The organism is Enterocloster sp. (genome assembly GCF_057861365.1).
On sequence record NZ_DBMACH010000018.1, the window covers coordinates 1 to 14,259 of the forward strand.

The 14,259-nt window shown below is 42.1% G+C and carries 15 protein-coding genes; 3 read left to right on the forward strand and 12 right to left on the reverse strand.

The genetic code is table 11. The features are described 5' to 3' along the window. From ACZM6M_RS14965 to ACZM6M_RS15020, 12 genes are all read right to left on the reverse strand, one after another. A partial coding sequence (locus tag ACZM6M_RS14965; RefSeq protein ID WP_489490526.1) for a DUF5688 family protein occupies window positions 1-266 on the reverse strand: 266 nt, incomplete at its 3' end. Window positions 267-430: 164 nt separating this feature from the next. Then, entirely contained in the window at window positions 431-994 is a 564-nt protein-coding gene (locus ACZM6M_RS14970) for a hypothetical protein (protein WP_489490527.1), read from the reverse strand. Further along, window positions 963-1,619 (reverse strand): hypothetical protein, encoded by a 657-nt coding sequence (locus tag ACZM6M_RS14975; protein WP_489490528.1) that lies wholly within the window; start codon window positions 1,617-1,619, stop codon window positions 963-965. The genes ACZM6M_RS14970 and ACZM6M_RS14975 overlap by 32 nt, the downstream gene beginning before the upstream one ends. A 184-nt stretch (window positions 1,620-1,803) precedes the next feature. Further along, on the reverse strand, window positions 1,804-1,926 hold the full coding sequence (locus ACZM6M_RS14980; protein WP_489490529.1) for a hypothetical protein: 123 nt from the start codon (window positions 1,924-1,926) through the stop codon (window positions 1,804-1,806). A gap of 650 nt (window positions 1,927-2,576) precedes the next feature. After that, window positions 2,577-4,679: a DEAD/DEAH box helicase gene (locus ACZM6M_RS14985; RefSeq protein ID WP_489490530.1), complete on the reverse strand. Its 2,103-nt coding sequence runs from the start codon at window positions 4,677-4,679 to the stop codon at window positions 2,577-2,579. A gap of 16 nt (window positions 4,680-4,695) precedes the next feature. Next, window positions 4,696-6,078, reverse strand: a complete 1,383-nt coding sequence (locus ACZM6M_RS14990) for a PIN-like domain-containing protein (protein ID WP_489490531.1) — start codon at window positions 6,076-6,078, stop codon at window positions 4,696-4,698. A gap of 704 nt (window positions 6,079-6,782) precedes the next feature. Next, complete coding sequence (locus ACZM6M_RS14995) at window positions 6,783-8,057, reverse strand: hypothetical protein (protein WP_489490532.1); 1,275 nt, start codon at window positions 8,055-8,057, stop codon at window positions 6,783-6,785. A gap of 12 nt (window positions 8,058-8,069) precedes the next feature. Next, window positions 8,070-8,768, reverse strand: coding sequence for a type II secretion system F family protein (locus ACZM6M_RS15000; protein ID WP_489490539.1), 699 nt, complete (start codon window positions 8,766-8,768; stop codon window positions 8,070-8,072). 148 nt (window positions 8,769-8,916) lie between these two features. Further along, on the reverse strand, window positions 8,917-10,119 hold the full coding sequence (locus ACZM6M_RS15005) for a TadA family conjugal transfer-associated ATPase (protein WP_337434218.1): 1,203 nt from the start codon (window positions 10,117-10,119) through the stop codon (window positions 8,917-8,919). Then, a complete protein-coding gene (locus ACZM6M_RS15010; RefSeq protein ID WP_337434219.1) occupies window positions 10,112-11,113 on the reverse strand; it encodes a P-loop NTPase family protein in 1,002 nt (333 codons plus the stop codon). The genes ACZM6M_RS15005 and ACZM6M_RS15010 overlap by 8 nt, the downstream gene beginning before the upstream one ends. A gap of 2 nt (window positions 11,114-11,115) precedes the next feature. Continuing rightward, window positions 11,116-11,241, reverse strand: coding sequence for a hypothetical protein (locus tag ACZM6M_RS15015; protein ID WP_278283689.1), 126 nt, complete (start codon window positions 11,239-11,241; stop codon window positions 11,116-11,118). After that, the gene (locus tag ACZM6M_RS15020) at window positions 11,226-11,798 is read right to left on the reverse strand and encodes an A24 family peptidase (RefSeq protein ID WP_296036699.1); all 573 of its coding nucleotides are present in this window, start codon (window positions 11,796-11,798) and stop codon (window positions 11,226-11,228) included. Before ACZM6M_RS15020 ends, ACZM6M_RS15015 begins: the two co-directional genes overlap by 16 nt. A 369-nt stretch (window positions 11,799-12,167) precedes the next feature. Here ACZM6M_RS15020 and ACZM6M_RS15025 point away from each other — a divergent pair, with 369 nt between their 5' ends. From ACZM6M_RS15025 to ACZM6M_RS15035, 3 genes are all read left to right on the forward strand, one after another. Beyond that, window positions 12,168-12,521: an ArsR/SmtB family transcription factor gene (locus tag ACZM6M_RS15025; protein ID WP_296036702.1), complete on the forward strand. Its 354-nt coding sequence runs from the start codon at window positions 12,168-12,170 to the stop codon at window positions 12,519-12,521. 128 nt (window positions 12,522-12,649) lie between these two features. Next, complete coding sequence (locus ACZM6M_RS15030; protein ID WP_066545087.1) at window positions 12,650-12,889, forward strand: YaaL family protein; 240 nt, start codon at window positions 12,650-12,652, stop codon at window positions 12,887-12,889. A 29-nt stretch (window positions 12,890-12,918) separates the two neighbouring features. After that, window positions 12,919-14,259, forward strand: a complete 1,341-nt coding sequence (locus ACZM6M_RS15035; protein WP_407407796.1) for an alpha-amylase family glycosyl hydrolase — start codon at window positions 12,919-12,921, stop codon at window positions 14,257-14,259.

Consider the following 14,259-nt stretch of genomic DNA (forward strand, 5'->3'; position numbering starts at 1 on the left):
GTTTCCTGACACTTCTGATAATCCCGAGCGATGTTCTGCCACACATCTTCAAGCTTCTTTCCGTTCTCAAGCTCCTGATAATAGGATTCCAGATATAAAAGTGGAACGGATGTGTAGCTTGGGCTACCTGACAGATATACTCCCTGTAATTTGATGTTGTTATTTTTTAAAACCTCTCTGATTTCCACTTTTCTCTCCTGAAAAGATTCCGGAAAAAATCGTTTTAAATTCTTTTCTGTTAACTCTAAAAACTCTTTATAGGTCATTTTCTATTCTCCTCCACACCTCATTCATACTGTTTTCCACTATTTGGTCACAATGTAATAGTTTTCTATCTAATAAGCAGTCAGATGAATACCTTCCTTCGTACTATTCAAAAATACAGCTCTCCTTTCATGGACTAAACTATTGAAAGATATAAAATTCTCTATCATAATGCTCCAAAAACAATCCCGCCTTTCTGAATCGCCGGTTCCTGCTCTACTCCTTTCAGACCTTCCTCTGTGGTCAGAAAGAATTCATCTCCACTGTTCCAAAAGCTGACATACAGTTCTCCCTCTGGAATTTTGATTCCCCGCTGTTCAAATCCTTCTCCCCACCCATCACTTTCCTGACCTTCCCAGTACTCCTTTACTGCTTCAATCTCTCTTTCTGAAAGCTGGTTATGACTTTCTACTTCCAGAACTCCCCATAGCTCCCCCCGCCAGACTTCCACAGTAGGCTTCATGCTATAAATCTTTTCTTTTAATTCTGGAATATCCAAATAGACCGCCAGTCCTCTGTCTCCTTCTTCCGGAAGGCACTCCTTTGCAATCTGTTCCAGAATTTCCGTCTCATAGCTGCACAACTCAGCTGGAAATAACTCCTCGCCATATTCCTCCAAATTTCCCCAGTCATCCTTCGCATACACGGTAGCTATCAAAGGGCTGAAAAGCCGAAGTACAGACCACTCTGTTGTTTTTTCACTGATGCTGTCCGAGTTTACTCCTGTCAATACCTCTTTCCTCCTCTCGTAAAACTCTGTTTCCATGCCTGCGAATCACACAGGCCGTCATAATCCATTCAAATATTCGATCACTAACCAGCTCTGGATCTGTAAGTTCTGATAAACGGATATGCCTACTTCCCTGATACAGATCCCTTGCCATATGAAACAAAACGTAGCCATCCAAATCAACACCATGGATATGGATTTTGGAAAAATGAATCCCCTCCTGGTCAATTGCCGCCAAAGCTCTGCTACACAAAAATCGATCTGCGGAAAGAAGATAGACTGCAGAACAGGTCGCTGCTTCTTCAATGACTCTGCTACACTTCTCTCCCATAGCCAAAAACCGTTCTCTATGACCATTTTGAAAAAAGCACGGATTTCTTCTCCCTGTCAGACGGCACACACGACTTACTAAGGTGCTGACAGCCACTTCCTCTGCCAACACCTCCAGAAGCTCATAAAACGGGACACAATCGGTCACACGGCGTTCACATGGGCTTCTCTGATTTTCTAAACAATCAGAAAGGTGACTGATAACCAGTCCACTCCTTCTTGGACGAAATCCTGGTATATGCTGCATTTCCTTTTCCAGTCCAGCATAATGTGTATCACTCATAAATCGAATCAATGTATCCTTCCTCCTCAATATCTCCATTCCTTCTACCCTAATGTCATTCCTCCATATCCTTGTTCTTTTGATTCTGATAATGTTTCAACCGCCTCCTCCCTTGTACGAAACATTCTCAACGGTGAAACTCGATGATAAAGTCCAGTATGACTTCGTACTCCAAAATACCTTCCGTCATAACTCTTTACCATATATTCGCAGGTGCTTTTTTTGTTTTATTTGTGATCATCACACAGGTATCTCCCTTATTCCATCCATAATGAAATCTCAAATCTTCTTTTAGCTTTTTTTCATTCAGTTGCTTCAATTACCACACTCTCCTTTTCTTTGAACTTTTTAACACAAAAAAACCAACCATGTTCTAGTAAATAAAACATGATTGGCTTATCTGCTTCTAATACAAATACAGGTTTCCTCTATCAATTTATCTTCATATCAGAAAATATATGAATCTCTTTGATATTCTCTTGTAATTGTAATAAGAAGCCTTTTTGTTTCTGCTCTAAGTGAAACCGAAAAATGAATATTCTCGCATAGAAATCCATATACATTTTTTTCCATAATCAACTTTGATTTCACACTGAGCAACTTCTCCTTTTCAGCAATCTGTCAGTTGGCCTCTCCACTCTCCTGGTAGGTAGATGATGTTTCGACAGTGTTTCCAAACTCTTAACTTTTAAAACTCTCACAGCCTTTCATCTTAATTCTCTACAAATGGCTACATTAAAATCACTTTATCTCTCAAATCCGATTTTTCTACATAACAGATGAATTCAGACTCCTCTTTACAAATGAAATCATACTTCAGTTTTCTTTTGATTTCTTCCACCATCTTCTTAATTCATTTTATCTTTTAATCTATTTAAAAAATGGGAGAAGCACAAATTTCGTACTATCTCCCATTTTAATTTTATATCATATCAAAACCTATTTATTATGGCTAATTGGAAAAAATAATCATTCGTTATCATCCATAAGCATTTTCATTAATTCCTCTTTTGTCGATACTCCCATAATTTCCATCATTAACTGTAAATTGTTCATAGCCTTACCTGTTGCCTTAGCCTTAGCAACTCTACTTCTTGCATCCTGAATTGATTTTAAAGTTTGCTCATCTAAATCGCTATTATTAAGAATCATCTGTTTTCTTTCATCTTTTGTAGGATAATGGCTAAAGTGTAATTTAAAATCATTATTCTTTACTTGTTCAAACTCCTTGCAAAGAACTTTCATCTCCTCACCATATCCCATTACTTTTACCCAGCCTTTGCTTCTAGTAATAGCGGTAAATAAAGCATTTCTATCACTTCTAGGAATCAATGAGTTAATACATCTTTGGGCATTAACAATATACACCATAAATGTCTCATTTCCTTTTGCTCTAAAAACACTAGTATATACGATAGAATCTTTTCTAAAGAAGTCTTCTGGGCTTAATGATCCAGCCATATGAATAGATAAATTACCTTCATAATTGTCCTCCATATTGACCATAGTCATAATACTGGCTCTGTTAGTCAGACTCCCAATTGCATCCATATCAATAATCATAATATCAGAAGGTAATAACATTTCTTTATTAATATCATTTCGTAATGATTGGATAAGTGCTTTCTTCAATTCAGTAAAATCCTCATAAGCCAAAAATTCTATAATTTCATTACGGTCTACCTTCAATAATTCAGGACTTGTTCTAGTTGTCCTATAAAGTGTTACTTCTTCACCATCCCTAATCTCCTTTGAACTTTCATATCCTATTGCTTCCCATACATTGGGAGAACTTGGCATTTGCAATGGTAAATCATATCCTTCTCTATACATTCCCATACCTATTGCATGTGCTGTAACAATAACAGGGCTTTGGTTCCTATAGCAAACAGTTAAAGGCGTATCGTTTTGAATCTCTTCACCAAAGATTTCTTTAGGTGTTGGCATCGTTTCCTCATTTAACTGTTGTAATTCATCATAAGCATACACAAGTCGTTTTTCTTCTCCAAGAACTTTTAAACATAATGACAAGAAATTTTTATCGAAATCTTGTGCCTCATCTACCAGAATGCAATCATACATCTTTTCCATTTTGGGAATAGTTTTTATCACCTCTTCACACGCCTTTGAAAAAGCTCTATTTTTACCATATTTAGTTTTAGCCTGCGTAAAATTAAGCGGTTCTAATCCATGATGTACACACACATCATAATATACCCCAACAGAGGATGCCGATCCCCATGCCTGCATCACTTTAATTTTATCTGTATCATACATTTCTCCATCATTCTTATCCGCATAAAATTTGCTAATATATCTTACAAGCTGATTTTTTAACGCTCGAGTTGAATATGTTATTACTATTGTCCAATCTCTATGCGCCATATATATTTCCACAGCTTTTCTTGCCAACACAATAGTTTTCCCAGAACCCGCCATGCCTCTTATTCTCTGAATTCCTGTTGTATCTCCTAATATTGCATCCATTTGAGCATGATCATACTTTTCAATTAAAGCATTAGCTTCATTAATTTTATAGGCCTTTGTACCAATTTTAGCCCCTACTCGTTCAACCCTATAATTAAGACCGTATGCTTCCTGAATTGCGGAAAGAATTGCATTGTAGTCAAAATCAGAAAATTCTTCTTGTCGCTTATTGGCGGCAATAAATTCTCTGACATCTTCTACGCTAAATGCTATAGGACAATCATCTATTGGTGTTATTTGTCCCATTGAATAAGTTATCGAAAAAAATTCAAACTTCAATTTTTTTCCATTTCTCAAATGGGGCAAACGTTGAAATTTTTCCTTTACTCTATAATATATATCATTCTGTATCTCATCATAATTGGGTACCGTATTTTTCAATACATTAAATATGAAAACACCTATCTTTGTTATCAATGCCATATCCACCGATGTTTTCTCATTGGTAACTCTATTAAAGTATATCGGATATCCCAAATACGCCTCCCCTTCAACACGAGGATATCGTGTTTGAAAATCATGAACGATAGGTTCTAAAATTTCTTTTGTTATCTCATCTAAGTCTCTACATGTTACATTTAACATAATAACCGCTTCCTTATCAATGATTGTAATAGTCCTCTAATGTATCCATTGTTTCTGATAAAGTTTCCTCTTTCATTTCAAGAAGTACCTCCTCTGAATCTCTGTTAGAAAGTACATCATATGAAAATGATTTGAAAGAAATTCCACTCTCTTCTAAATTTCTCAAGTCCCTCTGTATCTGAATAGCAAGATTTCCTTTCACTTGTACTTCCGCAATCCATAAGACAAGTTCATCATCTTTTTTATTCATTTCTATCGGAAAAGTTTTCGCACTAATCTTTATATCATATATTGCTGTTTCTCCATCGTCATCATAATGAAGGGTTATCTCCTCAATTGATAGATCATCAATATCAATATCCGGCTCTATGATATCCTCAAAATCTGTGCTTACCTCTCCCCAGTCTATCCCTTTTAAATTATTAATAATTTCTTCTTCAATCTGTTCTTCATATTTGGTACGAATTTGTCCCTGTACATATGACTGATACTCCAACTCTAAGGTTGTTTTTATGTCACAAATCTTATAATAGTCCGAAAATAATTCATAAAATCTCGGCAAAGTCATAAATTCGATTTTATCACTACCCGTTATCGCAATGTACTCTTTGCGTAATTCTTCTCTCATACAAACAGCTTCTTTATTGGTTTGTTCACCTTTTAATACCCACCAATCTTCTTTTATGTCATTTGTTAAAAATACAATTACCTCTCCTTCCCTTTCCTTACCAATATCAATGATTTCTTTCCAAACAAATAAATCCCCATATTTTCTTATCCTTCCCTCAAAATTATCTTTTTTACTATCTTTTTTTATTTCTTTGTCTTTTTCTTCCTCATCCTTATATCCTGGTGGCATTTTATACCTAAATCTAAATTCTCCTTCTTTAACGTATTCCATTAATTGAACAATGGTAGGCTCTGATTTAATTTTCCCCTGACTGCTCCAATAATGCAATATTTGCTCAACATTTGCTATTTGAACTGATTTATTCTGCTTCTCTGAAGATAAAGAATTCTCATATGTTGAGATAGCCATAATAATTTTATTTAAAAAAGTTCCAATCCCTGTCTCCAGTAAATCACAATCAGGAAAATCATATTTTCGGCTTTCAGAAATACTCCCATTTATTTTATCTTTTAATTCATTTACTTGTTTTTTCAAATCTTTTGTAAATGAATCATATTTTCTATCAATCTTTGCCTGCTCTTCATCTTTATGGACCAAATACTCCTTATAAACCCTACTAGGTATTACAACTTTTTCTTTTACTTTACTAAACAACTCCACTATATTTTGGCTCGTATTAAATGAACATTTATATAAATACAAAAGGATATTAGTATCGAGAATAATTACTAATTTATCAATATTTGTTCCTATTTCATTTTTCTCCATAATGTAGCATTTTCTCCTGTATAAATATGTATAAATTCAATTATTTTATTCATCTTAAATCCAAAAATATTTTCCTTTTTTTATTATAAACCATATACCTTGTTGACTCAACATTCTAATTACAAATGTTATTTTTTTTACTATATAATTATATCTTGTATCCGCCTCTTCGATATCTTTTAACAAAAAGGTAATAACTTATCGTATAGTCTCAAGCCTAAAACGACAATATGTGTAAAAATTCCATATGTTAGCTTGTACTGGATACTCTTTTCTGTACTTAAATATTACCTTATACTTTATGTTATGCCTAATACACCACCAATGAATATCTTTCATTTTCATCAAACTACCTGTGTTTATGCAATCGCCTAACATGTTAATCTTATAATCATCCATCTCTGTTTCAGCATATAAATAGAACCATACATTAAAATACCTAATTCCATACACCTTACTATTACCACTGTACTTCATATACACTCCTGTCTATACCGTTACTCTATTTCCGCTATTTTTACTATATTTACATAATATATAGCGTGAATTAGGGGGTAAATATTTCGACCAGTATCAGCACCAGCTCAATCACCCCCACGCCGGATTCATCTGCCGCAAACGCCCTAATGTCCTTTAAATTTTCTCTGTCCTTCTGTAATTCCATACACTCTTTCCTCCTTCTCGTTTATTTGATCAATCTGTTTTTATCCAAAGGCCAGCCAGGCAGGAACGGCAATCATTACCATTACTACTGCCAGCAAAAGAAACAGGGGGATTAAAAGTCTCGTTCCGGCTTCCTCCCCCAGCCGTCTGGCCTGATGTTTGCGCTGTTCAAAGGCATCTGCCATTTCCAGGCGCAGCCGTTCCCTTAAGCTTCTGGCCCCGTTTTTCCGGCTCTGCTCCAAAAGGGCAGCCAGCTTCATATACGGCTGCAGGCCACAGCGGCTTCCAAATTCATAAAATGCCTGACTTTCAGAAACACCGCTTTTTAACTGGCTCTCCGTCAGAACCATTTCTTCATATATATACCGCTTCTGATGCACCCCATGTTCCACCGACCGGCGGTAATCAACAGCAATCCGTTCCCAGGCACTTCGGATACTCATTCCTGCCCCCAGAAAAATGATAAGACGCGATAAAACCTCTGAATAGTCAAGGAGCATCTGCTGTCTACGGCGTTCCTCCTGTTTTTTCAGATCCACCGTTTCCTTAAGCGTTATCAAAAACGCTCCCGCCAGACCAAGTGCCGTAAGAGAAAGGATGGGCGGAAGCCCTCCCGGAATATCATAGCTCAGCCGATTCCCCTCCTGAAACTGAGGCAGGGAAAATGCACTTTCATACCGACTGTCCTGCTCCATCTCTTTTATCTGCTCTTCCAGATCTTTTGCAGCCCTCTGAACCGGCGTCATAAGAGGCGGTTTTATCCTTACAGGAATTTCATATTCTCTGGGCCAGTTCCCGTCTGTGAGCCGCACAAAAAGCACTGCCTGCTCCCCTTGCTCCGGCACTCCCTCCCCATGTATCTGTCCGTCTGATCCTAAAAGATCAGGAGAGCCGGACCGCCAGCTTAAATCTACCCCATATTCCGGGAGCTCTGAAATAAGCTTTAAAGGCAGCCGCACCTCTTCCAGTGAAGGATTATCCCCTAAAATATACCCCGGAAGTTCCCCTATAACCTGCTCATAGACTGTCTCAGCCTCCTTCTCTGTATATTGCTCTGCCTCAAGGATCAGTTCCAGACGCTCCGGCTCCCTGCTGTCTGCCAGCCCCCTTACTTCCAGCAGATATGTCTCTTCTTCCTGGCCCAAAGGATTTCTGTTTAAAATGTATCCGTCCTTTAAAACCGGATCAAATCCCCCTGAATACTGGGCTAAAATACCTAAAAACAGTCCTGCGGCCGCACATGCCAGCTGCTTTTTCCAGCGTGACATTGTTTCCCTTTTCCAGAAGCCTTCCCTTCTCCCACTCCATTTCTTCAATTCTTTGCCCCCTTATATCTCAATATCCAGAATCTTTCCAGACAGCATGACTGCTCCCATATAAAAAGCCAGACATAAGGTCATAATCAGTCTTCCCATCCAGGTTCCATACATAACGTCAAAAAATCCCGGAGAGGTGAAATCAATATAGAGAATCATTCCAAAAGGAATGCCATTCATGATCTTCTGTTCAAAGATCCGTGCCGCTGTCATGGTCTGTATTTCTTCCTGAACCTGGATCTTATCCCGGATTACCCCTGCGCTCTGCCGGATGATCTCTACCAGCTCCCCACCACTTCTGCGGGCCATTCCAAATACCTGAGCAAAGTGATCCACATCCTGAATCCCGCTCCGTTCTCCAAATTCGGCAAGAAGCTGCTCCACCGGCCGGTTCATCCGAACCCCTGTTGCCAGACGTTCAAATTCTTCTGTGATCATAGCGTCTTTTCCGTACAGCGCTTCCAATTCCCGCACGCTCATAAAAAGACCATTTTCCAGCGAATATCCTGCGCTTAAAAAAGAAGATAAAACCTGGATCGCCTCTTTAAACTGCAGCGTCAGCTGCCGCAACCTTTTCTTTTTCAGATCCTTCTTTTTATAAATAGGATACAAAAAACCAAGAGGCATAAGGAGAATAAAGGCAAAAAAACTCCGGTAAAACACATAGGCAGTAAGACCGCAAAGCCCCAGTCCGATTGCCGAAAGCCCCATATATTCTTTAGCAGACAAACGGTAAACCCGGTAATCCTCTCCATCCGGAGCCCGGGGCTTCGGGCTGCCCCGCAGGGAAATCCTCCTGCCTGGCTGCCCTTTTCTCCCGGTTTTCACGGCAGTTTTCTCCCATTTTTTCCCTTTTATCCTAACAATTTCCTGTATCTCCAAGCTTTTCCCTATTTTTAAGTTCACCCGTCTTTTCAAGCCGCCCTGTTTCTCTGTCATATCTGTACAGCTCCTCTGTTTCTATTTCTCCCATAGATATACCTCTTACCTCCACAATGGAAAGTACCTTTCTGCTTCCGTCTCCCAGCCGTCCCAGATGAACCAGAATATCCAAAGCCGAAGCGATCTGGCTTCGGACCGCCTCCAGCGGCAGTCTGGCTCCCATTAAAACCATAGTTTCCAGACGGTTGAGCATATCTCTGGCTGAATTGCTGTGGCCCGTTGAGAGAGAACCCGGATGGCCTGTGTTCATAGCCTGCAACATATCCAGAGCCTCGGCGCCTCTTACCTCTCCCACGATGATCCGGTCCGGATTCATCCTCAGCGAAGCCCGGATTAACTGGCTGATGGTAATCTGTCCCTTTCCCTCTGTATTGGCGTCCCTTGTCTCTAAACGCACCAGATTGGGAACCTGAGAAATCTGCAGCTCTGCCGAATCTTCAATGGTAATTACCCGCTCCGTTCTGGGAATAAAGGATGACAGGGCATTTAAAAATGTCGTCTTTCCTGAATTGGTTCCCCCGCTGACAAAAATATTGTACCGGGCAGCTACCAGCCCTTCTAGAAACTGTGCCGCTTCCTCTGTAACAGCCCCAAAGCCAATCAGCTTTTCCATCGTGATCGGTTCCGGAAACTTTCGTATAGTCACCACCGGGCCGTCCAGCGCAACCGGAGGCAGCACGATATGAACGCGGGAGCCATCCTCCAGACGGGCATCTGCAATGGGCGAAGACACATTTACCACCCGGTTTACACGCCCTACGATCTGCTGGATAATATCCTCCAGCTGCTCCGGCCGTTCAAATCTCCGTTCCCACAGAGCTGTTCCGTCTTTTCTTTCGATAAAAATCTTCCCGGCTCCATTTACCATGATCTCTGTTACATTTCTGTCATCTAACAGCTCCTGTAAGATGTCCAGACGCCGAAAACTGTCATAAAGGCTGCTCCTGAGCCACAGCCGCTCTTTAAGAGGCAGAAATAGTTCCTGCCCTTTTTCCCGGATCGCACGGTCAATCTGTTCGTAAAGCTCATCATCCTCCATGCGGCTGCATTCCTGAAGCTGTTCCATAATCTTCTGGCGCAGCTCTTCGCGGATTCCCTCCCTTGGATTCCTTTCAGTCATTTCCCCCTCCTCCCTCTAAAAGAGCCCGGACAAAATCTCCCATCTCTCCCCAGAGAAGCTGATCCATACAGTTCTCCATGCTGCTCAAAGGACATGTCTTTGGAAGACGGAGACGGCAGATTTTTTCTTTAAGGGAAACCGCGCCTGCAGCTGACAGATACCTGTCAAATGCCTGCAGCTTGGCCCTGGATACCGGATCCTCTAAAACCGGCAGATACACCCCGTCACAGCAGTCCAGCAGCGCCGCCGATCCCCTTCCCATGTGGCCCATATCCACTACCAGCCGCCTGTATCCGCTTTCCCTGGCAATACGCCTTAAAAGAAGGGCTAATTCCTCGGGCTCCATCTGGTCCAGATCTTCCCCATAAGCTGCCGGCGGGATCATGTCAACCTGTCCCACAGAGCACACCATGGCCCGGAGCTTCATCCAGTTAAAGCTTCCCTGACGGCAGAGATAAAGCACATCCGAAAAATCCTGCTTCACATCTTCTCCCAAAAGAGCCTCAAATCCTGCAAATTCCTCCAGGCTGATAAAAAGTACCGATTCCGTTCTGGACAATACCTGGGCCAAGGTCAATGCAAAGGCTGTTTTTCCGCAGCGGTTCACCGGAGAGTACACACCCAAAATCTGCGCACCCATTCCCGAAAGAGCCAGTGCAGGCTCCGGAGGAGCTGTACAGTAGCAGGTCATGATCTCCCGCAAAATCCCTTCTCCCGACTGAAACCGATAAATAGAGGGTTCCTCCTTCCCTATGGAAAACTCTCCGCCGCAGAGCACCATTTTTAAACCTGCTTTCACTTCATCTGCGGCCGCTTTTACAGTCTCTCCTACTAAAAGAATTTCAATTTCATGGCTGTCTCCGTACTCTTTTAACCGTTCCAGATTCGAAAAGGCCATCGCTGTAAAAGGAATGGTCTCCCTCCGGTTTACATACTCTGCCAGCCTTCTGGCATAAAGCGCATCCTCATCATACACCGCCATTATTTTTACCATCTTTACTCCTCCTGCTGTATTTCTGATTTTCTTCCCTTCTCTGCCTTACCCGGCCTGTGGATGCCACGCCTCCTCTGCCATGCGCCTCCTCCCACTGCCTCAGGCTCCCCGTTCACAGCCTCTGCCATATCTCTGCCGCGGCTGCTCCCACAAAAAAGCAGGCTCCCAGCGGGATGACCGCCTCTCTTCCGTCCCTTGAGGGATCATAATATATTTCCATCATTCTGCTTTGAAAACTGTGCCTGATATAGGCTGATAAATAAAGAAATCGTTTGACCATGCTGCCCTGCCGCAGCATTTTAAGAAGAGCCAGAACTGCTCCTAACATAAATCCGATCGTTAAGGCCTTTAGACCATCCCGAACCCCCAGCCATGCAGTAAACAAGGCTGCCATTTTTACATCCCCAGCTCCGATCATCCCCCTTCGGTATATGGGAAATCCCAATATCACCACTGTAATCAGACGGATCATAAAACCGACCGCAAACAAACTGCGTTCTGCCATACTTCCCTCTCCCCAAGTCAGCGCTCCGCTGATTCCGGCGATCAGCGCAAACCCCAGATATCGGTTGGAAATCCTGTACTCCCTGATATCTCCTGCCGCAGCTGCTGCCATAAAAAGCCAATATAAAAATTTACATACAAAATACAGACTATATTCCTCCTTCCAGAAAAAACGACGCATACTGCCCTGAAACCCCTCTGTTTGCGCGTCTGTCCTCTGCTGTGATCTGCTTAAAAATCTGAAATTCTCTCCCCGACAGGGGATGGACTCTCATAAGAATTACAAAATTAGAATTAAAAATAGAATTTTGAAATGAATGTTACTACATTATGCCCCACCCTCCGACAAAAGTCAAGGGCTATTTTCATTTTACACCATATTTTTCCCTTCATCTGTTCATTTTATCAAATTGTGTCGTTCTAATGAATAATTTATCACTTTTTCCATTTTATTTTTTATGCATTTTACCCATTTTATCTTGACCCGCATTCATCACAATGGTAAAATAGCATTAGTTTAAAATTTTAAACCAAAGGAGGAGATCAAAGGATGACCACTGCGGCAGAACTGCAGAAGCAGTTTCATTCCTGTATGCCTATATTCATTGCCCTTGGTGATAAAGTCCGGCTTTCCATCATAGAAGCCCTAACGGAAAATGCCATGGCACTGGATTCACCAGGCGTATCGGTGGATTTTGCAGATCACGCTATGAATGTAAACGAGATCACCCGGCGCACCAGCCTGTCGCGTCCGGCCATCTCCCATCATTTAAAAATATTGAAAGCCGCCGGACTGGTAGATGTCCGCGAGGACGGCACTGCCAATTACTACTATCTCACCCTCCGGGAGCCTACCAGGCAGCTGATGGAACTGGGTTTCCGGATTGAAGAATTTATATTTTAAAAAGACTTCGGTTCTATTCCCCAATCCTGCATATAATGGTATTTTTCGGATATACTGACTGTGTTACCGGTAAATCCGTCAAAATCCGCTCTGCCGTTTTGGGCAGACGCGCAGGGAGATAATATTCTATGAGTGATTGGATGAAGGCCGTTTGCCAGACCGCAGCAGCCACTCTTAAAAAACAGGATCCGCAGCTTCTTCGCCTGAGGGCCGAGATTGAAGATACCAGACATGCCATTGAAACGGCCAGAAACCATTTTGAGCAGGAAGTAGATCCTACACTGATCGACTGCTGTATTTATGAATGGAATGCAGCGCAGCTGCGTTACCAGTTCCTTTTAAGAAAATTTAAAAGCCGGGAGCTTTGACTCCCGGCAGAATTGCGAGGACAACAACTATGAGCGCTTGGTATGAAAAAGCAGTTTTTTATCATATGTATCCCCTTGGTATGACCGGTGCCCCAAAGCAGAATACCGGAACAGAACAGACAGACCGGTTTGATGAGCTGGAATTATGGATTCCACATATAAAAGCGCTGGGCTGCAATGCCATTTACATAGGCCCCCTTTTTGAATCCACCAGCCATGGCTATGATACCAGAAATTACAAACAGACCGACCGCCGTCTGGGCTCCAACGAAGACTTCCGTCATTTCATTTCCCTCTGCCATGAAAACGGGATCAGAGTCGTCGTAGACGGGGTATTCAACCACACGGGACGGGAATTTTTTGCCTTCAAAGACATTCAGGAAAAGAAATGGGATTCTCCCTATAAAGACTGGTACAAGGGCGTAAACTTTGACTGGTCAAGCCCTCTGGGAGACCCTTTCGGCTATGAGGCCTGGCAGGGACATTTTGAACTTCCCTGTCTCAACCATGCCAATCCCCAGGTCTGCCGGTATCTCTTTGACGTGATCCGGTTCTGGGTCGACACCTTTGACATTGACGGCATCCGTCTGGACTGCGCAAACGTACTTGATTTCCATTTTATGGAAGAAATGCGCCGGGAAACGAAAACCATGAAAGAGGATTTCTGGCTCATGGGAGAAGTCATCCACGGAGACTATGGCCGCTGGGTCAATGACCATATGCTCCACTCTGTAACCAACTACGAACTCCACAAGAGCATTTACTCCGGCTTTAACGACCACAATTTCTTTGAAATCGCCCACAATGTACGCCGTCTGGAGGCTATCGGACGCAGTCTGTACACCTTTGTAGACAACCATGATGAGGATCGAATTGCCAGTAAGCTTCGTACAAAGGAGCATCTGCTTCCCGTATACACCTGCCTGATGACCCTTCCGGGCATCCCATCCATCTACTACGGAGGCGAATGGGGAATCGAAGGGAAACGGACGCCCTCCTGCGACGACGCCCTGCGGCCTGCCATTTCACCAGATGCGTTTGATTCCCTCCGCTGTACCCTTACAGACCGTATTTCAAAGCTGGGTATCATTCATCAGGAGAATGAAGAGCTTCATATGGGACGCTATCAGGAACTGCTTTTAACCAACCGTCAATACGCCTTTGCCAGACACGGTGAACACAGCCTGATCATTACCGCTTTAAACAATGACGATAACGAAGCTGTATTAAATATTCCTGTTCCCATGGCTGCCTCTCAGGCTGTAAATCTTCTTGAGGATGGCGAGATCCTCCCCATTCGAGACGGAAAACTGCAGATTACATTAAAGGGCTGTGACGGAGCAGTTCTTAAGATCAAGGGGGAACCGTAA

Excerpts from the sequence above, each read along its gene's own strand:
- ACZM6M_RS15025 (WP_296036702.1), top strand. The coding sequence starts at position 12,168 with ATGACCACTGCGGCAGAACTGCAGAAGCAGTTTCATTCCTGTATGCCT.
- ACZM6M_RS15030 (WP_066545087.1), top strand. The coding sequence starts at position 12,650 with ATGAGTGATTGGATGAAGGCCGTTTGCCAGACCGCAGCAGCCACTCTT.
- ACZM6M_RS15035 (WP_407407796.1), top strand. The coding sequence starts at position 12,919 with ATGAGCGCTTGGTATGAAAAAGCAGTTTTTTATCATATGTATCCCCTT.
- ACZM6M_RS15000 (WP_489490539.1), bottom strand. The coding sequence starts at position 8,768 with ATGGGGCTTTCGGCAATCGGACTGGGGCTTTGCGGTCTTACTGCCTAT.
- ACZM6M_RS15015 (WP_278283689.1), bottom strand. The coding sequence starts at position 11,241 with ATGGCAGAGGCTGTGAACGGGGAGCCTGAGGCAGTGGGAGGAGGCGCA.
- ACZM6M_RS15010 (WP_337434219.1), bottom strand. The coding sequence starts at position 11,113 with ATGGTAAAAATAATGGCGGTGTATGATGAGGATGCGCTTTATGCCAGA.
- ACZM6M_RS15005 (WP_337434218.1), bottom strand. The coding sequence starts at position 10,119 with ATGACTGAAAGGAATCCAAGGGAGGGAATCCGCGAAGAGCTGCGCCAG.
- ACZM6M_RS14990 (WP_489490531.1), bottom strand. The coding sequence starts at position 6,078 with ATGGAGAAAAATGAAATAGGAACAAATATTGATAAATTAGTAATTATT.
- ACZM6M_RS15020 (WP_296036699.1), bottom strand. The coding sequence starts at position 11,798 with ATGCGTCGTTTTTTCTGGAAGGAGGAATATAGTCTGTATTTTGTATGT.
- ACZM6M_RS14985 (WP_489490530.1), bottom strand. The coding sequence starts at position 4,679 with ATGTTAAATGTAACATGTAGAGACTTAGATGAGATAACAAAAGAAATT.